Here is a 26,094-nt window from a genome sequence, read left to right as displayed (position 1 = left end):
CATGGGCATCTTCCTCTGCCCATGACCCCAGCACGCCGGCGAGCAGCGCTTCGAGCGGCAGGCCGGCGTGCGCCAGCTGCAGCAGCGGCTCGGCCGCGAGGCGCGCAGCAACGGCGTGCTCCGCCGCCGCGGCATGCGCGCAGCTTGCGCGGCCGCAGGTGCACGCCGCTGCAGGCGCTGCGCCGAGCACGGCCTCGCCTGGCGTGCCAGCAGGCGCCGCCGCGGGCAACAGCCCGGCGAGCTCCTCTGGCGCCGGGCCGCCGCGCAGCAGGGCGTACAGCGCCAGCGGGCGCTTGCGCAGCTGCGCCAGCACGGCCTCGCGCTGCGCCTCGCTTAGCTGCGGCAGCGTGCCTGTGACCGTGAACACGCCGGATGCGGCTGTTCCCCTCTGATCTTCATCAGCGGACCCGGGCACAGTCTCTCCCGAATCCGCCACTGTATTCACCTCTGCCGTCCACACCCCGGGGGACATATGCAGCTCGATGTTCCATTTTTCGCTCATCATCATCCCCCTCTCTCATTAATCGCGCAAACCAGCTTTACCAACATCAAGCCGATTCTTCATTGCCAAGCATTCAAATGTAGTGTGAATCACCTTATCCACTACCGACCTCAGCGTTAACCTTACAACCAAGTCTCTCCTTGAAGCGAGATCAGACTACGCAATTCCTCGTCTGACATCTCGGTCAGCCAGTTTTCCCCTGAACCTACAACCTGCTCGGAGAGGGCTTTCTTGCTCTCAATCAGCTCATCGATTCGTTCTTCCAATGTACCCTGGCAGATCAACTTGTGTACCTGAACGTTGCGATTCTGGCCGATCCGAAATACCCGGTCTGTCGCCTGGTTCTCCACCGCCGGATTCCACCAGCGGTCATAGTGAATGACATGGCTTGCCCGTGTCAGGTTCAGACCTACGCCGCCCGCACGAAGAGACAGAACAAACATAGACGGGCCTTCCCCTTTTTGGAATGTCTCCACCATTTCGTCCCGCTGCGACTTCGAAACCCCACCATGCAGGAAGTAAGGTTCTTCCTCATAACGCCGGTTCAGTCTCGAAACCAACAGATTCCCCATTGCAACATACTGGGTAAAGATCAACGCCGATTCTCCGTTGTCCCGAATAGCATCCAGCAGTTCCAGCAGCCTTTCCATCTTGCCCGATGCTTCAGCCTTGCCGTGCTCCTTCCGGCTGTTGTCCGCCAGAACAGGGTGATCACAGATCTGCTTCAATTTGGTTAGAGAGGATAACACGATACCTTTACGTGCAATACCGTTCCGTCCGTCCAGACCGCCCATGAGATCATCCACAACCCGTTGATATAGAATGGCCTGCTCCGGTGTCAATGAACAATAGGATTTCAGTTCCAGTTTTTCGGGCAAATCTTTGCGAATATCCGGATCACTCTTCAGCCTGCGAAGCATAAACGGCGACACCAGCCTGTGCAGTTCGCGGAGCGAAGCCGCGTTCTCTTCCGAAGGCGCCAAGCCTGTATACCGCTGGCGGAACGAAGAAGATGTACCGAGATATCCCGGATTCAGGAATTGGAAAATAGACCATAGTTCACTCAAACGGTTTTCCACCGGTGTTCCTGTCATGGCAATCCGATGAGAAGTGGACAGCCGCATGACACTCTGCGCCTGCTTCGTCCGATAATTTTTAATATACTGTGCCTCATCCAGCACCACGGTTGACCAGTGCAACGAAGCCAAATCCGGGCCATCACGACCTGCCAAATGATAGGTTGTGAGCACGATGTCATGCTTCTGTGCTTCCTCTTCGAAAGCATCTCCATGTAACCTCTGTCCACCATGATGAATGTACAGTGACAAGTTTGGCGCAAAACGCTTCAGCTCACGTTGCCAGTTGCCCAGTAGAGAGGTTGGGCAGACAATAAGTGTAGGCCACTGACCCTTCGGCATATCTGTATCGAGGTCATCAACGGACTCCTGTGCTTCTTGTGCCTCTTTCAGTGCGGCCTGGCGTTCCTCCTCTTTGCGATCGAGCAGACACGTGATGACCTGAACCGTTTTTCCAAGTCCCATATCATCGGCAAGACACACCCCGAAACCCAGTTCACCCATGGCAGATAACCACTGAAATCCACGTTCCTGATACGGCCTCAGTTCACCATGCAGCTCCGCTGGCACTGGGCGAGGTTCAATGTTACGCAGCACCTGTCCCTCAAGCAGGAAAGCGAGCATGCCTTCGGATTCGGCACCGAAAACAGACATCCCTTTCCAAATGGAATCTTCCCCTTCATCTGCGGCAAGATGCAGCCATTCGGAAAGCGGCATGTATTGTTCTTCTTCTTTTTTCATATATCGAAGCACTTGGCGAATCTCTTTGGTATCTACTTCGATCCATTCCCCGCGAAACATAACATAGGGAACGGCAGATTCAGCCAGTGCGGCAAGTTCTTCTGCCGTAATCGGCTTACCATCCAGCATCGGCTCTGCTGTAAAGGAAACGAGTTGCTCCATGCCGAGTGTAGATACAGCTCCAGGCTGACGCTCCGGCGCTCCGTTCATCATCTGCAAACGCAGACCTGCGCGTCGTTTCCCGGCGCGGCTCCATCTTGACGGCATAAGAACCGTTACCCCAGCCTTCTGCAGCTTGGGAACCGCATGGGTAAGAAATTCAAAAAAGCTCTGTTGCTGCAGCTGTATCCCCTCGGGACGAGCATGCAGCAAAGCAGTTTCCAGTTCCGGTGCCAGCTCAGACGCCTGACCAATGGCCATCAGTAACTGCTCTGCCACAGAGGCATAGTAAACTTTTCCCCGATCCAGATCACGCCCCGGGTGTGCCCAAATGCTTCGTGCAGGCAACCTAAGGCCTGCTTCTTGATCACTGTCCACCCAGAAACTGATCCCCCAAGTGGTCTCCTGCTCTCCCAGCGGCGGTTCCAATCGCAGGACCAGTCTGAACTTGCCTTCCGCAGGCGGCATTTCTTCGACACCAAATGCAGGCATCGTTGTACCCCCGGCTTCATGAATCGCATCGACGAAATCCGCCATATCCTCCGTCGGTCCTTGCACAGTGACTGGGCGGAATATAGAGATCAGGCTGTTCCACCATAGCTCAGACACCGGTGAAGAGCCACGTCTGAACGATGTCCGGTAACGGGAAAGTTCACTATCCATGCCTTCCAATTCATTGGTTACCACCGCATGAATGATGCCGCTCATAAATGAAAACAATACCGTGCCTGCCGCTTCCTCACGTGTCTCCGGCTCCGTGGAGGCATAGGCCCCCGGCGCTGACAGAGCAATGGGAGGCATCGATTCGGCAAGGCTTTTGAAACGCTCCTGATCTTCTTCAAGCTGCAAACGCGGACGCCACACTCCTGAGAGGGTCTCTTGACCCGTTCGCCGTCTTGCACCTGTTTTAGCGGCAAATGCTGCCGCCGGAGCAATCGCCCCTCGCAGCAACAATTCCTGTGTGAACTGTGCTGCCTTGACCCAGTAACGCATCTCTTCTCCAGCCTGAATCCCAGCTGCATGTAACATCTGATCGTCCCACTGCAATAACAGTCTGAACGCATCCTTCGGTGAAACCGCCAATCCTTCCAACGTTCGTCCAAGCAACTGCCTCCGCTTTACGTTTTTGGCTTCTGCCGCATTTCGAAGCGGATTCGGCCAGCGCAGTTCCGCAAGACGCAACGCGGCAGGCTGAAACAGACGACCCCCGTCGCCAAATTGCAGCCTTCGTACCACGTGACTCCAAGCATCTACGCGCGGTTCCGATGTTTCACCGGAAAAACAAAAAAACACGTCTCCAAGCCATACTCCATACAGCGATTGCATCATTACAGTCTCCCGTCATCCCTTCGCATTGTTACTCTCCATCATATACGAAAATGAACGGATTTAAAAACCTTTACGTATAAAAAGTGCTGATCACGCTCTTTTTCTGTACAAAAAAATGCCCCTTCTCCAGAATTCGGATGAGGAACATTTTGTTTAATCATTTAATGATGTGGGCCGTCAGACTGTCACCCATTTGATCTAATCAAGATCTGACCAGACTGCCTAGCAGTACATCCAGGTTCAAAATACCCGCACGGTGATCCGCACAGAATCCGATTTTATCAAAAACACCAAGCATAAAGCGGCGGTGTTCTTCTGCGGGTTCTTCGAAACGATCATACGTCACAACCGAATCTACCATGTCTACAATCAGAGGCACAAACCCGTTCTTGTAAGGGACCACAATAATTCGTGTAGATGAGGTATCTTCCTTCTCGGGCATGCCGAGCAACACACGCAGACTCACGACAGAAACTACCTTTCCGTACAATGAAGCGAATCCTCTGATCTCAGGACTTCCGAAAGGAACCGTTGTAACCTCTACCATTCTAATAATTTCATGAACCTGATCAATGCGAAGTGCAAAAATTTGTTCTCCCACCGAGAAATTAATATATTGCATTACTTCATCCATAATGTCTCCATACCCTCTCATTCCGTAAAATCAGATCTTCAACACGCTTTTGGCTGTCGAACTTTAGACGATGAGTCGTTACATGTTGTATCGGCAATTTTAGCGCAATTGTTTAGGCTTTCAACAAGAAGAATCGCAGTTACATCTCTTTCCCTGTTTTCTTTGAAAAATAAACGATTTAACCCTCATTCCTGTGGATAACTCATTAAATAACCGTTAAAATTTGCTTATCGTGAATAAAAACATAACGTTATACCCCTTCTGTGGATAAGTTGTGCACATATTGCTCACAGTCTGTGGATATATACCTTTATTTATGTGGATATTCATTATTTTAATGTGGACATGTTGTGTATTTGTTTGTAAATCTAACGTAAACTTTGTCGCTTTCCGGGCTGCTTATCCTCTACTGTGGACATATTGTGGAAAGCCTTTCAATAACAATACTGGATTTCAAACTTTCTACCTTTTGTTATTCACATCGCTTTCACCAGCCCAACCAAGAAGGATTTCCGCTGTCTGTTCAACCTGAAAGGCTGGGAAATAGTGACCATAGGGGAGTTCCACTTTTTTATAACCCGCATGTAAACGAGCAGGAAAATGATACTCTCGATCCTTTTCAGCCCAAACTACCAGTCGATCTGCGTCAACCTCTGTCTGCCGAGGGCTTCCGAATTCATCCCAAAAGCCTATCGTCTGCTTATGTCCCAAGTGAATCCACCGCAACAAATCTACATGCGCACCCGCTATACGAGGTGAACGGAGATAGGCTTGTATCCTCTTAGCCAGCCTCGTAACCCTGCTCTCATCCAATGATGTACTGCCACTCGCACGGAAAACATTGGCCCAACTCCGTTGTGACCTGGCACGAAGCAAAGTTCTGACCACAAGGCGCGGTAGCCGAAGTATCTTTGTTAAACGCGCATCCCTTCCATTGTCCGCAACAGGCTGGAGCAGCGCCAAACGAATATCGGTACGCCCGCTTCGCTTTAACGCTGCCGCCGCGATAGCTGCACCTACAGAGTGACCAACGAGTTTGATTGGACCCTGCATTTCAGACAAAGCTTCCACCAGTGCGTTAACCTGACCTGTAAATGCATCTTCTTCTTGGTGAACAGGTGAGCGACCAAATCCTGCGAGATCAACCATCCAGACGGGATTGCGTGTAAGTCTGTGCAACTGTGATCCCAGAGGAAGCAAGTCATCCGCACATTGGAGCAAACCATGCACGATCACCCATGGCTCCCCCTCCCCTTCCCAGCCTAAACTCGCCAGATTTCCCAAACGCACACGGATATAATCGGTTAGAACATGTTCATGTTCAACTTCAGCCTTGGACAGAAGCCGATAGTCCAGATCAGCAATAATGAAGGGAAGCTGCTCCCGAATATCAGGCCAGCTGCTCCCCATTCGTTGCATCAGTCCCTCGGTCTCCTCTACCGGAAATGTTCTGTCTGTGATAAAAGCAAGTGACTGTGAAGGTATACCGCTGACACGACTTCCGCCAAGGCTCATAAGGCGTTGAATCCAGGATAATGGCAATGATCCTGTCGGTCTGGGAACATCCAGTTGCTTCGTGATCACATGCAGCAACTCCTTCATGTTTGGACTCTCATCCTTACGGGCGAGCAGTGGATAAGTCCCCCCCAACGGTGCCTCATCCCGAATTAGAAAGACCAGTGTTTCTGCCACCACATCATTCTCCACGAGTGGCAGCCAGTAAGACGATCCACCAGGAACAACAGGCATAAAACCTTTCTGAACGGCTCCAATAAGCAACCCGATACCGCCAGTCTGCTCGGTTTCACCTGTTGGGCGTGGCCCGACCACCGTACTGGGATTTACCACGGACAAAGGGTAACCATACTGTTTGGCATGCGCCCTTATATAAGCATCGGCTTTGAACTTCATCTCTTCATAAGCACTCTCTTGGCTACCGGCATGATTCATTTCAACCGGTTCCTGTTCCTGTTTCTCTTGCCCATTCCCTTGTCCATAAGGGCTCATAAAACCAACCACATGAATGAAGTGACGCAAACTTCCGCTAAATTTCATATCCTGAGCCAGCTGAGCAATCTCTCTCGCTCCATGCATAAAGATTTTTTCTGCTGTCTCTCGTCCCAGCGTAATATCCATCGTTCCCCCTGAATGAAGAATGACATGTGCCTTGGCGATGCGTTCACGATCCGCTTGAACAAGCCCCAGACCTGTCAAAGATAAATCACCTACGATAAACGTAATCCGTTCAAAACTTCTCACACCGTAACTCTCCAGTACTGATCTGGCGCGCCGCTCAGAGCGAACCAGCAGCAACATATGTATATCTGTTTTCTCTACCAGTTGTTTCACTGTTTCCTTTCCAATAAAACCTGTACTACCTGTCATAAAAAGAACGGTTTGCTCCAACCTTGCCTGGTTCATCGATATGCCTCCATAATATTTCTTTATTTTTTTCTTTATTTATTTTTAGTTTTAGTCCGTCAAAAATTTCTCTTGATCTCGTTTATTACCAAGATATAAACTAGTACTAATCAGTACTATTAACTTCCAAAAAAAGAGCTTCGTTTAACGAAGCATCTGACAAAACGTTCGTGCGGACTGCTCGATAATACCCAGATCACGTGAAGTTCCGGCCAAGATCAGCGAACCTTCAAGTGCTGCAACAAATAGGGAAGCTACAGCCCCCGGCTCAATCCCTTTGCGGAATTCTCCGCGTTCTACCCCTTGCTGGAACAGCTTCTCCACCATAGGTACAAGCTCCCGGAAAAAGATCGAGATACTCTCCTTCGCCAGGGAAGCACTTTCCGGTGCCTGCATATAAAGAGTGACAAACGGGCATGTGCCTTTAAAGTTTCTATGTTCTATACCTGCCGAGAGCAATTCCAGGAAAGAGTTCATCCGTTCCTCCACTCCCCGCTCACGCTGACTTAGAAGCAGATACAGCTCGGATTCATATTGGGCAATCCAGAACTGCACAACCGCCTGAAGCAGTTCCTCCTTGTTTTTAAAATGATAATAGATATTGGATTTGGATACGCCGCTAACACGCACCACCTCATCCATGCTGACATAAGCATAACCCTGCTGGAGAAATAGCTGCGCAGCAACTTCCACCGCTTTGGTGCGGTTAACTGGACTAGAGCTTCTGGGACTGGAGCTTCTAGGTTTGGATGGTTTAGAAGATTTAGGAGTCCCTTGATGTGATATATTGTCATTGTTCATAACTAGAACTATATAGTACTATTTTAACAAAAGCAAGCATGTCTGTTGATAAAATCAGATCATCAGATTATTTTCTGAAAAGTTGTCCACATTTAGAACATATACACACAGGATATCCACATATAGTATTAAGCCGATGTAAAAGTTATTTTTTTGATTTGTAAAGGTGAGCAGTTATCCACATTTTTAAGCTGAACACCGTGCTGTAGCAGGAAATGCAAAGAAGCCAGTTGCAAAAGATGCAACTGACTTCAAGTGCACGTGATTTACTTATTTTTTCAGACTATCCCAGTTCTGCTGTAATGCATCAAGCAATGCTTTTTTATCTGATTTACCTGCCACATACGCCTGAATGGTGCTGCCAAACTCTTGTGGAACGCCCTCAGGGAAACGGTTGAAGTTCCAGCTTAACGTTTTATTTTCCTGACTGTATTTCATGATATCTGTTGCAAGGTCACCCAGCTCTTCCTCCGATGCCTGAATTGAACTGAACGCCGGAATGAACTTGAATTCTTTAGTTAAATAGTTTTTACCAATGTCGGAAGTGACGAGCCATTCCAGGAACTCTTTTGCCTCTGGCTTCACTTGGGAGTTTTTATTCACAACCCAGTAGTTAGGCACGCCTACGAACAGCTTATCATTCGGTTCATTTGTAATCGGCATAGGCAGAATACCCAGATTCAGATCCGGATTAATGCCGTCAATCTGTACTTGTGTCCAGTTCCCTTGTTGCATCATCGCCGCTTCTCCACTAGCAAACAGAGTTACCTGTGTGTTGTAGTCTGTGGTGAGCGGATTTTTGTTGCTGTATTTGAGCGTCAGATCAAGCAGGTTGATCCATTCCTCGAAGACTGGGTTACCCGGAATTTTCTCCGTCCCCTCATTCAGACCTTGAATGAATTTTACCGGATCGGCTTGATTCGCAAATGCTACATTGACATTATGATTGCCAAGCACCCACCACTCCTGATACCCGTTGGAGAACGGTGTAATGCCTGCGTCCTGAAGTTTCTTTGCTGCTTGATCCAGTTGTTCCAGTGTTGTTGGGATTTCAGTGATGCCAGCTTTGGCAAACAAATCTTTGTTATAGATAAAACCGTACCCTTCCAGCGCGAGTGGCTGTCCATAGAGCTTGCCATCCTTAGTCATCGGCTCTTTGGCCACTTCCAGTACATCCTTAGCCCACGGTTCACTGGATAGGTCTTCGAGATATTCAAGCCAGGTATCGAGTTCACGGTATCCACCTACGTTAAAGATGTCCGGTTGTTCACCTGCGGCAAACTTCGCTTTTAGTGCAGCTCCGTAATCACTGCCACCGCCGACCGTCTGAATGTCCAGCTTCACGCCTGGGTGGGAAGACTCATACTCTGCTTTGAGACGATTAAGCGCTTCGGCAATTTCAACTTTGTATTGAAAAATTTTAATCGTTTTGGTGCCAGCCGCCGCTTCACCACCACCCGTTTGAGCATCTGTATTCACGGGACTACCGCTTTTGTCCCCGTTTCCACAACCTGCAAGCATGACTGAAAAAGCAATGAGCATTAGCAATGTTAACTTTGTCATTCTTTTCATAGATACACTCTCCCTGTAAGTAGTTTCACTTTTACCGCCTGCACCTCTTGCTTACCCTTTTACTCTTTACTTCGTTTGTTTAAGATGACCCAGTCTTTGTTTATAATTCTTTTGCTTACTATATAGATGAACTAACGCAATGCCCACAAATGGTATGCGCAGTTGATCACGGATTAACGAACAAGCCGACTCTTGTCTCTCACTGTCTTTCCCTGCTCTGCTCCGGCGCATCTGTCCAAGCCCTGCGGGCAGATGTGCCTTTTGCCCGCCACCGTGCGAGGCAGGAGCGGAGGCATCATGATGCGCTGGAGGAGCGGAGCGTTCGCCTTTGAACCTCGGGGGCTTCCTTAGCCATCATACATTCAGGCCCCCCAGGAGCAACAGCGACCGAAAGCGCACATGATGACGGAGTGACTTCCCCCGCACTCTCCCCGGAGCGACCCGCCCTCGCACCTATCCTTTAACGGAGCCGGCAGTAATACCCTGAATAATATACTTCTGCATCAGCAAGAAGAAAATAATGATTGGCATGATCCCAAGTACCAGAGCAGGCAGAGCCAGATCCCACTGTTTCGTATATTGACCGAACAGCGCGAAGGTTGCGATTGGAATGGTGCGCAGATTGGAGCTTTGCAGGATCAATGATGGCAATAGATAGTCATTCCAAATCCAGAGCGTATTCAGAATGATGACGGTTACATACATCGGTTTCATCAGCGGGAATACGATGCGGAAGAATACTCCATAGGCCGAACTTCCATCGACACGGGCTGCTTCCTCAATCTCTAAGGGAACCGATTTAACGAATCCATGAAACAGGAAGATGGACATCGGTGCTCCAAACCCGAGATAACAGATAATGAGTCCGCCGAGACTGTCGATCAATCCCAGATTGCTGGTTACCGTAACAAGCGGGATCATGATAGACTGGAACGGAATCACCATTGCCGCAATAAACAGGCCGAATAATATCCGGTTGAACCTTGTATTGCTGCGAACCATGCGGTACGCGGCCATGGAACTGATCAGCACAAGCAACAGATTGCTGACGATCGTTACGATCAGCGAGTTCATGAGCGCCGATGGAAAACTAATTTTCTCCCAAGCGTTCGCGTAGTTGCCCCACTGGAACACTTCCGGCCAGGCAGCCGAATTGGTAAGCAGGTCACCGAAGGTTTTGACCGAATTCACAAACAGGAAGTAAAACGGAATCAGGAACAACAATCCGATCAACACCATCACAATTTCGGTAATTACGGTACCGAAGCGATAATTTTTTGTTGTCTCCATCAGGCTTCAACCTCCTTGCTCTTCGTCAAACGAACCTGAACCATGGTGATGATGGCAACGATAACAAAAAATATAAATGCTTTAGCGGTTCCAATACCGTACCGGTTGTTCACGAAGGCCTCATTGTAGATATTGAGTGCAACCGACTCGGTTGAGCCAAACGGACCACCCTTCGTGAGTGACAAGTTGAGATCAAACATTTTGAACGACCAGGAAATCGCCAGGAACAGACAGATGGTTACACCAGGCATAATGAGCGGTAAAATAATGCTCCGTAGCACCTGCCCGCGGCTGGCTCCGTCAATTTCGGCAGCTTCCAGCAGATCAGGTGAGACATTCGTTAAGGATGAGATATAGATGACCATCAGATAACCGGCGGTCTGCCATACAAACACGATGACAATTCCCCAGAAGGCCGTCGGCTCATCTCCCAGCCACGGGAGATTGAAGAAGGACCAGCCCGTCACGTCGCCTACTGCTGAAAACCCTTTCACAAATATGAATTGCCAGATAAACCCGAGCAGCAATCCACCGATTACGTTAGGCATAAAAAAGATCGTACGCAGAATATTTCTCGTCTTGAGCGGTTTGGTCAGGAAGTAGGCCAGGAAAAAACCGATGACATTGGTGAGGATCACCCCTACAACGGTGAAGCGTACTGTGAACCAGAATGCATTCTGGAACTTGGGATCGTTTGCAAAAATATGCACGAAGTTATCAAGCCCAACCCAGTTAATGCTGGCAGATACTCCATTCCAATCCGTAAAGGAATACATCATGCCAAGCAGGAAAGGGACCACGATGATGAGAATAAAAAATACAACGGAGGGACCCACGAACACAAGCTGCTGTAACAGCTGTGAAGATTTGCGATGCTTCATATCGTTCTCCCCTTCTATAGATGGATGATATTGGTCTCTTATTCTATTAAACTCCAAAATCGTGAAGGGAAACACCGACACTCGTGAACAGTTGGGTGTAAAATATTGTCCTCTCTTGACGAGTCACCAGAAGGGGTGTACTGATGTCCAAATATTACAGTATCCGCACCAAGCTCATCGCCTTTATGCTAATCGCAACGACGATTCCACTGCTGGCTTCGATCAGCATGACCTTTATTCAGACCAAGACAGCCCTGCGAGAACAAGCACTGGAAGAGAATAAACGTCTTATTTATCAGGCTTCAACCAATCTCAACAATTACGTCGATAACGTAGCACGGGCCTCGCTCGCCGTATACAATGATCCCAATTTCCTGCGGAATCTGGCTAAATTGCCGGGGGATTATCGGGCTGTTGCTGAGGTATACACAACGTTGCAAACGATCAGAGCCGCTGTACCGGATGTATTCCAGCTCTATCTGCATTCTTTTGTATCCAACCAATCCACCTTGATTACCAATCCTTTCCCAAAACGCGAGGAACGCAAGCAAGCTTATTCCGATTCACTGCATGGTAAAACGGGGGACGGAGGATCGGATATCTGGGTAGAATCTGCACATATGAGTCATACCTATGGTTTCAAGGCGGCCTCTCCTGACGATTCACCAAGAACCGTGATTACCCTGCATCGGATCATTCGGGATATCCCATCTCCTGAACGGCTGGGCGTTCTAGCCATTGATCTTAACATGAACAGTATTGCCGCAATCTGCAGCAGACTGTATGATCCAGCTAAAGAGCAGATCTATGTGGTCGATGGGCAGAACCGGATTGTTTATCAAGGACGAACCGAGGTACAAGCGGCCAATGAGGCTGGCCATCTGCAGCAAGTGGCAGGAAGTGTGCTTGAAGATGGACGAACCCTTGCCGGTTCGGCACGGAATGCTGCTGGTCATTTTGAACAAGATCATTCCATGTATGTATATCAGCAGCTCGGAAGCAACTATGCGGATTGGACCATTGTGAAAGAAATTCCGAATGAAACGTTATATGCAAGAGCTACAGCGCTAACTTGGAACAATGCGATGATTGCCATTGCTGCGTTACTCCTTGTAATCGTGGCAACGCTATTCATTTCCATACGTATTACAGGTCCGCTCAGGCAGCTCATGCGATACATGAATCAGATTCAGGCAGGCCGCCTGCATGTAGATATCCGTCTGTCGAGCCGGGATGAATTCGGGGTGCTTGCGAGACATTTCCGGGATATGATGGATACTGTGAATAACTTGATCTTGCGAGAGTACCAGCTGGAACTTGCGAATAAAACGAATCAGCTCAAAGCATTGCAAGCACAGATTCACCCGCATTTTCTATATAACACTTTACAATCCATTGGGACTCTGGCGTTACAACAGCAAGGGAAAAGAGCGTATACCTTACTTTCTTCCCTGTCCAAAATGCTGCGCTACAGCATGCGGGATCAGACCCGTGTAACCCTCCGCGAGGAAGCAGAGCATGCTCGGCTGTATCTGGAGCTGCAGCAGGAACGTTTTGGTGAACGACTGGAGGTACACATGGATTTTGCAGAGGATACATTATCTGTTCAGATGCCTCGCATGACATTGCAGCCATTAATTGAAAACTATTTCAAACACGGAGCCGATGTACAGCCAGGAAAAGGATATATCTCCATCACTAGCCGCCGGGTTGACGAGCACTGGATAGAGATTGAACTGATTAACAACGGTCCAGTTATTCCTGAAGATAAACTGATTGAAATACGCGAATGGCTGCAACCCCAAGAGACAGAATCTGCAATGTCCTCTCCGGATTCTGCCATGTCCGAATCCATCGGCATTCGCAATGTGGTACGCAGACTTGCACTCAACGCTCATCCCGGCATGCCTGCCAGGATCGAAATCGATAATTTAGAAGCAGGCGGTGTAAAACTTCAAGTCAAACTATACGCGGGAGAGTGAACAACATGAAAGCACTGCTTGTTGATGATGAACAGCATGTCCGCCATGCCATCCAGCTCCTTGGTCATTGGGATGACCTGGGGATCGACATATTGCTCGAAGCAGCAGACGGAAATGAAGCGATCGAGGCAATCACAGCGCATCAACCTGAGATTATACTGAGCGATATGCGCATGCCCGGCAAGGATGGAATGGCACTACTTGAATGGATTTCAGCACATGCCCCACATTGTAAAGTCATTGTCATTAGCGGATACGACGATTTTGAACTGGTGAGACATGCAATAAGGCATGGCGGCATGGACTACTTACTAAAACCCGTCGAAGCAGACGAACTGAATGCCTCTTTGATGAAGGCAGTGAAATCTTGGGAAGAGGAGCATACCCTACGCGCAGAGTCCACCAAACAATCCATCGTGGTTAATCGCATGCGCCCGCATTATCAGGATCGCTTGCTCACCGAGCTGGCCATTGGCAGAGGTAACACTTCCGCACATATTCAGCGATTACAGGAAGAATTGAATCTCCCCTGCCTCATTCCGATGTGCTGTGTAGCCGTCACCAGTCTGTCTCATCTGGATGCGGATTGTTTAGCTAAATATCGCAGTCAGCCAGATCTGCTCGTATTCTCCGTGCTCAACATCTGTGCGGAGATGATGCGTACACCGACAGAAGGGGTTACATTTCGTCAGCTCAACCAGCCGGATGAAATTGTACTGTTTCACTGGGGAGCACTGTCCTCACTGACACGCATCCTGGATAGCATTAACGATGGATTGGAACAGACGATTCAGCGCAGGCTTCATTTTGGGGTATCTACCTGTGAAAACTACCCTGCCGGTATTTCGGGAGCCTATTTGGATGCCAGCTCCAAATTGTGGAGGCGCAACACCATTGGTACGCGGCGGCGTATTCACTCTACCCTTGAATCTTCGAGCAGGAATAAGGGCCAACGTTTGACTGCTTTTGAAGAGCCTATGCGCATAGCAGCCTTAAGTTGTCATGCTGCCAGTGTAACCGATACCGTCACAGAGTGGCTTGAGCCGTTTACCAAGCTAGAGGTGATCGGTGCAGAGCAGCTGCAACAATGGATGCAAGAGCTGGAATGGATGCTGAGCCGTTGGCTGGATGATGCCGAAGGTCAGTTCTCCCCGGAGGAAGAAAGTGCCGAAGATCAATTTCCTCCTTTTGCCGAATTGCCTTTCGATCCTGAAGGTCTGCTTTCGTTCCCGCTTCTTCGTTCCCTGCTAGAGCAACGATTGCTTGCAGCCGGAAAAGCACTCACAGCTCAGCGTCACGCCGATCCTGATCCTATGCGTGAAATCGCTCGCTACATGGAAACTCATTATCAGGAGGACTTGTCATTGCAACAGATTGCTGCACGCTTTTATCTGAGCAGGGAGTACATTTCTCGTAAATTCAAACAACAGTTCGGATTGAACTGGTCAGAATATCTCGGCAAGCTGCGGATTAACAATGCCAAACTCCTGCTCCAAAACCCTTCCCTGCGAGTTGCCAAAGTCTCGGAAATGGTCGGTTTTCAGGATGAAAAGTATTTCAGCAAAGTATTTAAAAAAATAGAGGGAATGACCCCTGCGGAATATCGTAAAACCATCCTACAAAGAGGTTCATAACAAACCTGTTTCGATTCCAAAAGAGGACTTCTCGACACATGCTGTCGGAAGTCCTCTTTATGCCTTACGTTTACACAGCCTCTTACCGATCTCGCAAAATCACAAGCGGTACAAGGCGGATATAGATTAGCTCTCCTGCAAGCTCCACCATCGTCTGCGTGACAATTACCGCGGCCGCAATGGTTGCCCACTCTGGTGAGAGCGACAATGCCAATGGCAAAACAACCAGCGAATTTCGGGTTGAAGCACTAAAGACTATAGCTCGGCCAGCACCCGTATCGAGTTGGAAAAGTTTCGCAATAATTCTCGATATCCAGGGCATAATGATAAGGAACGCAGCGTAGATCGGAATGACATCCACAATACTGTTCAGATCATTGTAGACCTTGCCAATCTGGGAAGCTACAACGACGACCAACGCGATTGCCATCATTGGAACCGGAAACCATGCCGTAACATGAAGCAACCGCTGCGCACTTCCGCCTTTGTTGGCTAATATTTGTGTCATCAATGCGAGCAACAACGGAACCACAATTAGTAGCAAGAAAGCCTCTACAAATGGCCCTGCCCTCATTACTGCGGCTGCATCACTGCCCATGAATAACCAAAGATACCCTGGAAGCAAAATTATCTGTACTACAAACAACAGTGGAGTTGCTGCCAGCATCAGCTTCTCGTTCCCCCGTCCCAGCTGTGTAAACACGATGACATAATCGATACAGGGGGTTAACAAGACTAGATAGACTCCCATCAACACACCAGACGATTGCGGAAAAACAAGCGTAAGCAGCCAAACCACAATAGGAACAGCGATAAAATTCGCGATGAGCAGCGCAGCCATAAAATGCAGATTGGACCAGGATGCCCGAAGCTCTGTAAACGGAATCTGCACAAACATGCTGTAGAGGAGCACAGCAAGAACCGGTGACACCGCATTATGAAGTAGACTCCCCCAAGCTGGAGCGGCTAGCCCAATCCATGCACCTGCACATAGAGCCATCACATAGAACCAGGTCTGTTGTCTCTCCATTGTTTCTCTTATTATCATCTCTCTCCCCCTATTGCCTGAAAAAACTCATAAGGACATATTCACACCTGCATCTGCGTACATTGGGAAGAGTGCAACTCCGTTCCAATAAGCTTGACCGAGCGAGGTTTTCGGAAGATGTACGTTCTCAAATTTAGTACACATGTTATTAAAACGAGTCTTTAGTGGGTATATTCATTGTAGACTGACCCACGGTTCATTACATTTGTTAAACCAAGGAGGAAACGTCATGTCCCGTAACAATCCGTATAAGTGGTTAAACGCCCTCGGTTTTATTGCTGTTATTATTGTAAATTATCTCTCCAATGCTCTGCCCATTGGCGGCAAGACCAACAAGGAAGTTTCGGATATGTACCCTGTACTGCTGACCCCTTCGGGTTATGCCTTTGCGATATGGGGTCTGATCTACCTCCTTCTCGCCGGATTTATCATCTATCAGTTCACCCCCGCGTCCTGGAAAAACAACTCGATTACCCGTCTAGGATACTGGTTTCTCGCCAGCTGCGCCTTTAATGTCGCATGGATTTTCGCTTTTCAAAATCTAAAGACCGGACTCGCGCTGCTGATTATCGTATTGCTGCTGCTTACTCTGATTATGCTATACGTCAAAACACGTGCGATCAGCATGCCAACAACGGCTGAAATCTGGCTAGTCAAACTGCCGTTCAGCATCTATCTCGGATGGGTTAGCGTAGCAACCATCGTTAACACAGCCGTTTATTTGTACAAAATCGGATGGGATGGATTCGGCATCAGTGAAACGGCGTGGACGATTATCATGCTGATCGTCGGTATGGTTCTGGCCGTGCTTGTCAGCTTCCGTTACCGTGACAGTGTGTACCCACTCGTATTCACTTGGGCATACATTGCTATCGCTCTCAAACAAAAGGATGTCATTTCTGTCTACTATACGGGGATTATCATTGCCATCGTTCTGGCGATTTACGCCGTGTGGCTGTTCCTTGCACGCAATCAAGACCGCGATTGAGCACCCTTTTCTATTATAAAATAAACCGCAAGCAAAAAGCCGATTTCGGTCAAACGACCTTAATCGGCTTTTTGCTGTAATTGTATACGCCACAGGATTCGATCGCTCATCCTGTGGCAAGGCTGAAATATCATCCTATTTCAGCGCGATCACTTCAATCTCCACCAGTGCATCTTTCGGCAAACGCGCAACTTCCACAGCACTACGTGCAGGATAAGGCTGCGTAAAGAAGCTGCTATATACTTCATTGACAGGAACGAAGTCATTCATATCCTTCAGGAATACGGTTGTTTTCACAACTTTATCCATGCTTGTACCTGCTGCTTCCAGAATCGCTTTAACATTACTGAGAGACAGGCGAGTCTGTTCCTGTACATCTGCACCAAATTCACCGGTTTGCGGATTCAGACCAAGCTGACCAGATGTATAGATAAAATCCCCTGCATCTACTGCCTGACTGTATGGACCAATAGCGCCCGGCGCCTGCTCGGTCGAGATTGCTTTTTTCATTCGACAGGTACTCCTTTGCGTTCGCTGCCCTGCCACGACATGGAGACAAGGCATGCTTTTATTTTTAAAACCTATTATACCATGCACCCGTTCTGACAAGAAACGCTTATTGCCTGCGCCCTTGCAAGTCTCAAGCGTCCTGCACCCCAAGCACATGAATCACTTCATTGGGATAAACATGATTGCCCTTTGTCTGCACCATAGCGACGTTTCTCATGGCTTGAGCGATCGTTGACGCTTGAATGGCCCGGTATTTGTCTAAACGGCCTTTCATCCAGCGGTCCAGAAAAGTCATAACATGCGCAGCGAATTGTTCACCCGGACGTTTCTCCCCGCGATCCCCCAGAATAAGGGATGGACGGAAAATGTGTAACGCACGGAACCCGATACTCGAAAGTGCATCCTCCATCTCACCTTTGGTCCGACTATAAAACACACGCGAATCCGCACTCGCTCCCATGGAGGAAATCACTAGCATCTGCTCCACACCATGCTGCTTTGCCAGCGTCGCTGCACGAACCGGATAGTGGTAATCCACTTCACGGAATTGATCTTGGCTGCCTGCTTTTTTAATCGTTGTGCCCAGACAGCAATACAGATCGTCGATCCCTGCAAACAAGTGCCCCTGACCTTCAAGCTGTTCGAAGTCCACAACGTATTGCTTCAGCCCGGGATGTTCCAGATCAAGTCTGCGCCTGACCAGAATGCGAACCTCACTGTATGCAGGGTGCCCCAGCAGACTGTGAACCAAAAGCCCACCCACAAGTCCGGTAGCCCCGATCACCATCGCTTTGCGTTCAGGATGATGCATCTCTTCAACCACCCCAATCTAATCATATATAGCTGAGTATCCTATTGATGAGTATCGTGATCCGCTTTTCTGTTTCTATTTTAAAAGAACCCGACGTCCCAAAGTAAACGTAAGCAGCAGCATCACTGTACCAACCATCACTTGGAATCCGTAGGTGGATATCCAAACCATCGCTTCCGAGAGAGTTTCCATCTTCTCGTACAGCCAGCCGCCAATCAGCGGGCCAATAAACGACGTTACGCCAGTCAGAGCTGAATAAACGGCTATAAACATCGGTCTTTCACTTTTCGGTGTATCGCCAATCGTAAAATTAAACGCGAGCTGGTTGAAACCGCCAACGCCAATCCCGAGAAAGATGTGGGACAGGAACAACGCAACCAATACCGGGGCAAAGGACATCAATCCCCACGACAGGCAGGACAAGGCGATGACAGGCAACGTCCAGAACAATAGCGTTTTGTTACTGTATCTGGCATTCAGGTTGCCCCAAATATAGAATCCTCCCATCATCACCAGCGTCTGCACAACCGTGATCAGAGAGACCATCTGATAGCTGACATTTAACAGATCCAGCATAACGTAAGAATAGAGAGGAACAATTAATGTCTGGATCAACAGCCATGCCGCCAGAAAAATGGTCGCTTTCAGGAAAACCCGATCCTGAAACGGTTTGATGAACATCCGTGAGAACGACTTTTCGGTCGACCGTTCAAAGGGCAGATCCGGATAGAAGAAATAAATAACCGTATTGGCGATGGCACAGATCCATACGGGAATAAACAAAATCAGAAAACCAGTCTCTCCCGGATAACGATCCAGCAAAATTCCGCCGCCAAATAAACAAACGCTTCCAAGTGCATTCAGAATCGTATTTCGTATCCCGAAATAACGTCCTCTTACCTTGGCAGGTACGATATCCCCAATCAAGGATGTCCAGATCATACCACCGATGGTATTACATATGAATGCAATCGTATACAAGCCAATAAAAACACTGACCCACCATTCCTTAGGGAAAATGAACGGAATTAATCCTGTTGCACTCCACAAAATACGGTGACCTCCAACGAACAGCAAAAGCGCGCGCTTACGGCTCCGAATACGTTGCATCCAGTATGCCGCGCCGATCTGCGCAATGTTTACAAACGTGGTAATCGCGAGCACAAAGCCAATATGTCTCGACCCGGCCCCAAGATACAGCAAAAATCCGGTTAGAAATGGACCACCCAGCAACGTTTGCAAAATAATTGCCGGTACGCCTTCCCATGTTGCAATTGATAAATTCGTGCGTTGTGTCGAACCCTTGCGCCGTGGCTTGCCTATGAACGAAGAGGGGTTCATCTTGACCGTCTTCTGAATGGGGATACACTCCTTAGACCGGGTAAAGCTTTGCCGGCCGATACTAGTTGTCACCCCAAATTCTACTCACGGCACAGAGGTTGTCAACTCATTTTTTCACGGTGAGTGGAAGCCACAGATGGAAGATACTTCCCTTGCCCGCAGCACTCTCGAGTTTGATGGATCCACCCAGCAATCTCGCCAGATCTCTGCTGATCGAGAGGCCAAGTCCGGTTCCCCCAAATTTACGGCTAATCGAACCATCAGCCTGCTGAAATGCTTCAAATATGGAATGATGCTTGTCCTCCGGAATGCCGATCCCTGTATCCTGAACCGAAAAAACAAGCCACTGACTAACCATATCTGCCTGTTTAGTCTGTTGGGTACTCACGGTTAGAGTAACCTTCCCTTTCGGCGTAAATTTGATGGCATTGGACATTAAATTCCGCAAAATCTGCTGCACGCGCTGTGGATCAGACCAGATTGTATCTGGCAGTCCTTTTTGTTTCTCCAGCACCAGTTCAATTCCTTTTTTGTCAGCAACGAGCCCAAAATGATTCATAGCATCTTCAATCAGTTGGCTCAGGCTGATATCTTCAAGTACAATATCCAGTCGGCCAGCTTCGACTTTAGACAAATCCAGAATATCGTTAATCAGTCTCAGAAGCTCTTGTCCAGACTGATCAATCATGTCTGCAAAACGTACAATTTCCTCCTGGTCCATCGTATCCGCATTCTCGCTAATCATCTGGGCAAAATTAATCACACTGTTCAGTGGTGTGCGCAGTTCATGCGACATATTCGCCAGAAACTCGGACTTGTACTGTGAGGCAATCGTCAATTGGTTGGCTCTCTCCTCCAGTACAATTTGCGCTTTCTGCAACTCCTCTTTCTGCACAGATAAAAGCCGATTCGTACTCTGGATCAAGAGAATCCGATTTTGTTCATTCTGAAAATCCCGTAAGATGAACGCAAATATAAGACTAAGCAAGATTCCACTAGGAAGCGTATAAGGCATAATGTGTGAGAAGAAATATGCGGTAGGAATGACACCTACTAAGGCGATGTTCACACTGTTAACAACATTAACAATCACTGTAACGATGATGCCTTTGACAATCAGCCTGTAGTTGCTGCGCCGCATCCAAATATTGAGGCCCGCACAGAGTAATCCAAGAAGAGACATATTAATAACCGCGGCGACGGTTGCATCGGAAATACCAAAGGTCAGCCTAGACAGACCGATTCCCACACCTATAATTATGACACTATAGGGTTGCCTGTACGACAGAACAGCAACAATTAGAGGTACATAACGAAGATCAAACACAACTTCATCATTCAACTGAAATCCAAACACCGTGCTGATCCAGCCTGCAAATATAAGCACTAGCACGGAACAGACCTGTTTCACTTGGGAAGAGGTGCGTATAACGATATATTTATAGAAAACACTTGCAAGATAAGCAATCGTAATAAGCATCCCCATATTGAGTACGAACATTTTCGAAAATTGCATGCATTCACTCCTGTTGTTCGACGTTATAACCCCAATGCTTATTTCGTTCGTATTTTTACATCATATCATGCTAGACCTGCCCCAGTATGGAAACATCGTCAAAAAGAAACAAAAAAATACACAAAATCAAGATTCAATTTGTGTGTAAGACATAGTAAAATATATTGTTGTTTCATTTTTTATATTTATCGCTATAATCATGTTTGCTTGAAACATGATGAAAGGAGATTTACAGCTGTGCAATTGTTAAAAGATAAATCCTACTGGCTGTCGCTTAGTCTGATGTTATCCCTGGCTGTCATGGGACTTTTCTATGATATTTTGAACAGTCCGGATCGTGGATATGTTATCCTGAACTCTCCAATTGACCGGATGCTTCCTTTTATACCCGCAATGTCGATTCCCTATCTGGGATGGTACCCGTTTGTATTCGGCGTGCTGGCCTATCTGTGTGCCAAGGATCGACTTATGTATTATCGGGTCTTGTTATCCATGAACATCTGTGTCTGGATCTGTTACCTAATCTACTTCAACTTCCAAACTATGGTTCCTAGGCCGGAATTAAATGGCTCTGGCTTGGGTGCAGTCGTCATCGGATGGCTCTACAGCCAGGATCGTCCTTATAACTGTTTTCCCAGTATTCACGCCCTGCACTCTTATCTGGTGATGCGTGCCGTTCTATCGGTTTCAACCATCCGTAAATCTGTCAAGGTGGCGGTAGCTGCCGGTGCATCCCTGATTATCATCTCTACACTGCTCATCAAGCAACATGTCATTTACGACGCACTGAGTGCAATTATTCTTGGTGAGTGTATCTTCACGATCATTACGGGTCTATCCCTTTATCGCCGTCGCAGAAAAGAGTCCAAATGGACTGAGGGGATCAACTAACCCCCTCTTCCGGCTTTTGGTCCAGTTGTTTCTGTCGTCTCCACTCGTCAATAAATAAACCTGCATAATAGGGGTCCCACTGGGTCCCCTTTCCTTCTTCCAGAATCATAAGCGCTTTCTCATCACTCATTCCATTCCGGTACGGTCGATTTGACGTCATCGCATCAAACGCATCTGCTACCGCAATAATACGGCCGAACAGCGGAATTTCCTCGCCTGCCATGCCATCAGGATAACCTTTGCCGTCATACCTCTCATGGTGGGATCGCACTCCAGGTAAGAAGTCTGCCATAGCATCCACAGGCTCAATCTGAAGCAAAATACTCTCTCCTAATACAGGATGCGTACGAATAATTGCAAATTCCTCATCACTGAGCTTGCCGTCTTTGAGTAATACCTCGTCAGGTATACCAATTTTTCCGATATCATGAAGCAAAGCTGACTTGTACAACAAGTCGGCCTGTTCGTCATTCATGCCGCTGAGCCTGCCGATCATAATGGAATACTCCGCTACACGCATGGAATGTCCCGCCGTATACTTATCCCTGGCATCCAGTGCAGCCGCAAGCAGAGAGAAGTAACTTTGCAACAGTTGCCGATTACGCTCCTGCCTCATCTCTAGCCGACTAATCATCATATTGAATCCCGAGATCAACTGCGAAAATTCATCTGAATACAAATCCGGTGTTCTTCTGCCGAACTCTCCTTCTTGGATTCGGTTCATCTCATGTGTCAGTTCTGCAACCGGATCACGGACATCCCGAATCAACAGCCAACTGCCAACCATGGAGAATCCTGCGCCCAAAATGACGATGAGCACACCCCACAACGTATATTCTTTCGCAAACAGCGGGTCTATGTACTGGAGCCGAATATAGGTAGCCAGAAAAAATAAACAAAGCGGAAATAAACCGATGAGTGCAGTGCTGGTCTGAAACTTCCGCTGTATCGGGATCAGGATACGTCCGCCAAGCGAAGGTTCCATTCCATACAACAACTTGCCTCTACGGCGAACTTCGAGAAGTAGCGGCCTCACTGCCCTCACTGTGAGGTAATACTCAATCAGGGCATGCATATTGGCTATCAACAATGCACACATCGCTGCAATCATGACATATCCATAGGGTATTTCAAGCCAGCCTGTGGATATCATCCACAGTGTAAGCCCTGCCGCAGGCACAGAAAAACCTAGCATGTGCGGCCCAAGAATACGATATATGGTTTGTCCCGGAAAGCGGTGAATTCGTTCGTACGTCCGATTTAATTCAGCCATTTCATGATGCTCGGCAGCGAAGAATTGACCTATTGGTCCTAGTTGAGCCCACAGCGTAATCACTTCTGCAACCAGCATAAACAGAATCGAAATGAGCACAATGGCAACCAATCGAACATATTGAATATTGGGTATCTGCAAGGTTGAAATCATCACCACGGTGCCCACAATAAAAATGGCTGATAACGAACCAATGAGATAATTGCGTAGCAGACGGAAGATAAATGAACGATACACTTCCAATCCAATCCCTCGCTCTCTATGTCTAACCCATTCTGCCTAGATAAAAAAGGGAGAATAAGGATGCTTCCTCCTATATGTTTATCGGCTATTCCCACGAAAAAAATTAATAAGATCCATGCGAATAATGCTGCAATATTCTGCTTAACTGTCTTCGGGGATTGCTTCGGGGATTGCTTCGGGGATTGCTTCATAAAAGGCCGCTCCCTGGGGGAGCGGCCTTTTATGAAGGTTTCGTTACGAATTTTCCATTAAAGCTCCTTTGGCGATTTGGCTTCTAGCTTGTTTTCATTTTAGCCGCCAAAATCATTGTGCCTCGTGGTTGATCCCCCAGAGCATCCGGTTCAAGCGTGATCGCTACGGTGTCATAATCGTTCGCGGAATCCAGCGTGTAATAGACCGCACCTGTACCGTCATGACTTAAGAACGTCCCCGCATTCTTAGGGGTATCCCCCTTGATCAGCCAGACCTGAAATGCCTGATTGCCTTCCAGTGCGGGCAGTTTCTCTGCCTGTACCACGAGATGTGTGCCTTTGCTGTCAATCACGATGGTCGCTAGACCTTGCGCAACAATATCTTGTGTTGCCGGGCTCAGTTTGACGGCCTCTCCCGTTTGCATGCCCTGCGCCGGCGCCAGCGCTGAGACGAGCTGTTCTTGCAGCTGTGCGTTCTGCGCTTGCGCCTGAGCCAGCTGCTCCTGCGCGGCCGATACGCCTTCGGCTTGCTGCGTCAGCAAGTCGATGCGGCTCTGCAGCTGCGCCGCATAAACGCCGAGCACCAGCGCCGCTGCCGCGAGGCCCGCACTGGCTGCGCGCCAAGCGCGGCCACCGCGCGCACGCGCGCGCGTTTGTGGCTGTCCCAGCTGCGCCTGGGCAGCCTCTTCGGCCCGGGCCGCAGGCACCGCCACAGGCGGCAGGCCAGGCCCGGGCTGCGCCGCACGCTCATGCTGCGGCGCAAGGTCTTCCTGAAGCACCGCGGATGCGGGTGCTTCAGACTGCTGCGTACGAGCGGCCGCCGGCGCTTCGCCGGCGCTCTCCTGCGCCTGACCGAGCACGCTGCCCAGCACGCGTGCTCGCATGCCCGGCGGCGGTGCCACAGGGTCCGCCGCAAGTGGCAGGAAGCCGGTTACTTCCTGCAATTCCCTTACCTCCTGACGACAAGCTTCGCAATTCGACATATGTGCTTCGAATGCCGCCACTTCCTCTGCTTCCAGTCCACCCAGCACATACATCGGTGCCAGATCAGACCACTCCTCATGTCGTTCTATCATGGATGTATGCCCTCCCTTCCCGCGTCCGGATGCAATTCAGCATCAGCAAGTAACTTCTGGAGCTGGCGCATGGCAAGCCTGACACGGCTCTTCACCGTACCCAGCGGAATCCCGAATCGGCTGGATACCTCTTGTTGCGTTAAACCTGCATAATATATCGATTCAATCACTTGCTGCTGGTCCTCATTCAATTGGGTTAACGCCTCTTTAATGCGTGTACCTTCCCATTTGCGCTGGACCTCTTCTTCTGTATTTGTATATTCGTCAGCATACGCCGCCAATGTCTCATGCTCAACTGAAGTGGCCGCTGCTCCTTTCGATCTCCGCCTCAGCATGTCCACCGCGATGTTGCGCGTAATCGCAAACATCCATGTGGTCAGCTTCCCCTGTGAGGCATCAAATCGTTCCGCTTTATTCCAGACGCGCAGAAAAAGTTCCTGCACGGTCTCCTCTGCCGTCATCGAATCACCAACAATTCGGTAGGCAAAAGAATAGACGGCCCGTTCATATCGGTCATATAGCAGTTCCAGTGCAGAAGCATCACGTTCTGCAATTCGTTGCATCAACCTGCTGTCCTCTATCGATTCAGTCATCCGAGGGCCCCTTTCTGTATCTTCCCTCATATTATAACCTACGTAGAAACGTTTGAAGAGGATTACCCTTAATAACATTTTTTTGAGATATTTCTTCCAAACATTCCGAATATACTCTTCAAGTTATTTCTTCTGAGCATTTTTTTGTGTTATTTTTTCAGAACATACTTTTCGAGGTGTTTCTTCTGATTTTTCCGAAAATATTTTCTCTTTCTTTCATAAATATAATGCATCAAAATAATATTAACCTTACTCACAATCCTTCGCTGAGCATGAAACTCCAGACTCAAATGAAGACCTAAACTCGTGCTTCAAGGAATACCCTTCCTTTTTATTGCAATAAATTACAGACTGTGATATGATATAAAAGTTGTATAAACAACCTCATATGATTTTCTGTCTTCTTTTTAACCCCGGAATATTTTCTTCATGCTGCGACCGCAGCGAATATGCTAACTAACCTATGGAGATTGACGAACCTGAATCACAATAACCCGGTAGACTAAGGGTTTACAAGATGTTCCCATTCACACTGGCGCGGTCATCGGAGCCGCAAGGACAAAAGAGAGGTAGGGCTTTTGTTGTTTTGGA

The 26,094-nt window shown here is 48.5% G+C and carries 21 protein-coding genes and 1 pseudogene; 4 read left to right on the top strand and 18 right to left on the bottom strand.

What is annotated here, in order from left to right; all coding sequences use genetic code 11:
* The 9 genes and pseudogenes from EC604_RS18920 to EC604_RS18885 form a co-directional block, all read right to left on the bottom strand.
* Window positions 1-502 (bottom strand): annotated as a pseudogene (locus tag EC604_RS18920) (hypothetical protein); the annotation flags it as partial.
* A 122-nt stretch (window positions 503-624) separates the two neighbouring features.
* Entirely contained in the window at window positions 625-3,807 is a 3,183-nt protein-coding gene (locus EC604_RS18915) for a DEAD/DEAH box helicase (protein WP_123065628.1), read from the bottom strand.
* A 202-nt stretch (window positions 3,808-4,009) separates the two neighbouring features.
* Window positions 4,010-4,441 carry a chemotaxis protein CheW gene (locus EC604_RS18910; protein ID WP_161556982.1) on the bottom strand — a complete coding sequence of 144 codons (432 nt, stop codon included), beginning with the start codon at window positions 4,439-4,441 and terminating at the stop codon, window positions 4,010-4,012.
* Window positions 4,442-4,903: 462 nt separating this feature from the next.
* Window positions 4,904-6,862, bottom strand: a complete 1,959-nt coding sequence (locus tag EC604_RS18905) for an alpha/beta fold hydrolase (RefSeq protein ID WP_123065626.1) — start codon at window positions 6,860-6,862, stop codon at window positions 4,904-4,906.
* Window positions 6,863-7,006: 144 nt separating this feature from the next.
* Complete coding sequence (locus EC604_RS18900; RefSeq protein ID WP_123065625.1) at window positions 7,007-7,663, bottom strand: TetR/AcrR family transcriptional regulator; 657 nt, start codon at window positions 7,661-7,663, stop codon at window positions 7,007-7,009.
* Window positions 7,664-7,933: 270 nt separating this feature from the next.
* Window positions 7,934-9,235 carry an ABC transporter substrate-binding protein gene (locus EC604_RS18895; RefSeq protein WP_123065624.1) on the bottom strand — a complete coding sequence of 434 codons (1,302 nt, stop codon included), beginning with the start codon at window positions 9,233-9,235 and terminating at the stop codon, window positions 7,934-7,936.
* A 66-nt stretch (window positions 9,236-9,301) separates the two neighbouring features.
* The gene (locus EC604_RS30285; RefSeq protein WP_205127938.1) at window positions 9,302-9,466 is read right to left on the bottom strand and encodes a hypothetical protein; all 165 of its coding nucleotides are present in this window, start codon (window positions 9,464-9,466) and stop codon (window positions 9,302-9,304) included.
* A 222-nt stretch (window positions 9,467-9,688) separates the two neighbouring features.
* On the bottom strand, window positions 9,689-10,525 hold the full coding sequence (locus EC604_RS18890) for a carbohydrate ABC transporter permease (protein ID WP_090918608.1): 837 nt from the start codon (window positions 10,523-10,525) through the stop codon (window positions 9,689-9,691).
* Window positions 10,525-11,406, bottom strand: coding sequence for a carbohydrate ABC transporter permease (locus EC604_RS18885; protein WP_090918610.1), 882 nt, complete (start codon window positions 11,404-11,406; stop codon window positions 10,525-10,527). Before EC604_RS18885 ends, EC604_RS18890 begins: the two co-directional genes overlap by 1 nt.
* Window positions 11,407-11,549: 143 nt before the next feature.
* Between EC604_RS18885 and EC604_RS18880 the strand changes: the two genes are divergently transcribed.
* Window positions 11,550-13,388 carry a cache domain-containing sensor histidine kinase gene (locus tag EC604_RS18880; RefSeq protein WP_123065623.1) on the top strand — a complete coding sequence of 613 codons (1,839 nt, stop codon included), beginning with the start codon at window positions 11,550-11,552 and terminating at the stop codon, window positions 13,386-13,388.
* A 5-nt stretch (window positions 13,389-13,393) separates the two neighbouring features.
* On the top strand, window positions 13,394-15,022 hold the full coding sequence (locus EC604_RS18875) for a response regulator transcription factor (protein WP_123065622.1): 1,629 nt from the start codon (window positions 13,394-13,396) through the stop codon (window positions 15,020-15,022).
* An 82-nt stretch (window positions 15,023-15,104) separates the two neighbouring features.
* Here EC604_RS18875 and EC604_RS18870 read toward each other — a convergent pair whose 3' ends face one another.
* Complete coding sequence (locus EC604_RS18870; RefSeq protein ID WP_123065621.1) at window positions 15,105-16,070, bottom strand: arsenic resistance protein; 966 nt, start codon at window positions 16,068-16,070, stop codon at window positions 15,105-15,107.
* 229 nt (window positions 16,071-16,299) lie between these two features.
* On the opposite strand from EC604_RS18870, the gene EC604_RS18865 reads away from it, so the two are divergent.
* The gene (locus EC604_RS18865; RefSeq protein ID WP_123065620.1) at window positions 16,300-17,058 is read left to right on the top strand and encodes a tryptophan-rich sensory protein; all 759 of its coding nucleotides are present in this window, start codon (window positions 16,300-16,302) and stop codon (window positions 17,056-17,058) included.
* Window positions 17,059-17,193: 135 nt separating this feature from the next.
* Here EC604_RS18865 and EC604_RS18860 read toward each other — a convergent pair whose 3' ends face one another.
* The 4 genes from EC604_RS18860 to EC604_RS18845 all read right to left on the bottom strand — a co-directional run bounded on the left by EC604_RS18860 (window position 17,194) and on the right by EC604_RS18845 (window position 21,236).
* On the bottom strand, window positions 17,194-17,568 hold the full coding sequence (locus EC604_RS18860; RefSeq protein WP_090918620.1) for a RidA family protein: 375 nt from the start codon (window positions 17,566-17,568) through the stop codon (window positions 17,194-17,196).
* 130 nt (window positions 17,569-17,698) lie between these two features.
* Entirely contained in the window at window positions 17,699-18,379 is a 681-nt protein-coding gene (locus tag EC604_RS18855; RefSeq protein WP_123065619.1) for an oxidoreductase, read from the bottom strand.
* Window positions 18,380-18,454: 75 nt separating this feature from the next.
* Window positions 18,455-19,720 (bottom strand): MFS transporter, encoded by a 1,266-nt coding sequence (locus EC604_RS18850; RefSeq protein ID WP_123065618.1) that lies wholly within the window; start codon window positions 19,718-19,720, stop codon window positions 18,455-18,457.
* Window positions 19,721-19,826: 106 nt separating this feature from the next.
* The gene (locus tag EC604_RS18845; RefSeq protein WP_123065617.1) at window positions 19,827-21,236 is read right to left on the bottom strand and encodes a sensor histidine kinase; all 1,410 of its coding nucleotides are present in this window, start codon (window positions 21,234-21,236) and stop codon (window positions 19,827-19,829) included.
* A 237-nt stretch (window positions 21,237-21,473) separates the two neighbouring features.
* Here EC604_RS18845 and EC604_RS18840 point away from each other — a divergent pair, with 237 nt between their 5' ends.
* Window positions 21,474-22,127 (top strand): phosphatase PAP2 family protein, encoded by a 654-nt coding sequence (locus EC604_RS18840; RefSeq protein ID WP_123065616.1) that lies wholly within the window; start codon window positions 21,474-21,476, stop codon window positions 22,125-22,127.
* On the opposite strand, the gene EC604_RS18835 is transcribed toward EC604_RS18840, so the two are convergent.
* From EC604_RS18835 to EC604_RS18825, 4 genes are all read right to left on the bottom strand, one after another.
* Window positions 22,120-23,643 (bottom strand): HD-GYP domain-containing protein, encoded by a 1,524-nt coding sequence (locus EC604_RS18835; protein ID WP_123065615.1) that lies wholly within the window; start codon window positions 23,641-23,643, stop codon window positions 22,120-22,122. The genes EC604_RS18840 and EC604_RS18835 overlap by 8 nt on opposite strands.
* 274 nt (window positions 23,644-23,917) lie before the next feature.
* Window positions 23,918-24,613 (bottom strand): anti-sigma factor, encoded by a 696-nt coding sequence (locus tag EC604_RS18830; protein ID WP_430538809.1) that lies wholly within the window; start codon window positions 24,611-24,613, stop codon window positions 23,918-23,920.
* 16 nt (window positions 24,614-24,629) lie between these two features.
* Window positions 24,630-24,809 carry a hypothetical protein gene (locus EC604_RS30605; RefSeq protein WP_240037022.1) on the bottom strand — a complete coding sequence of 60 codons (180 nt, stop codon included), beginning with the start codon at window positions 24,807-24,809 and terminating at the stop codon, window positions 24,630-24,632.
* A gap of 97 nt (window positions 24,810-24,906) precedes the next feature.
* A complete protein-coding gene (locus tag EC604_RS18825) occupies window positions 24,907-25,503 on the bottom strand; it encodes an RNA polymerase sigma factor (protein WP_123065613.1) in 597 nt (198 codons plus the stop codon).
* Between the last annotated feature and the right edge of the window lie 591 nt (window positions 25,504-26,094).

It is taken from the genome of Paenibacillus amylolyticus (genome assembly GCF_003719335.1).
GTDB lineage: Bacteria > Bacillota > Bacilli > Paenibacillales > Paenibacillaceae > Paenibacillus > Paenibacillus amylolyticus_D.
The sequence above is the reverse complement of the archived record's forward strand: the minus strand, read 5'-3'. Positions and strand labels throughout refer to the sequence as shown.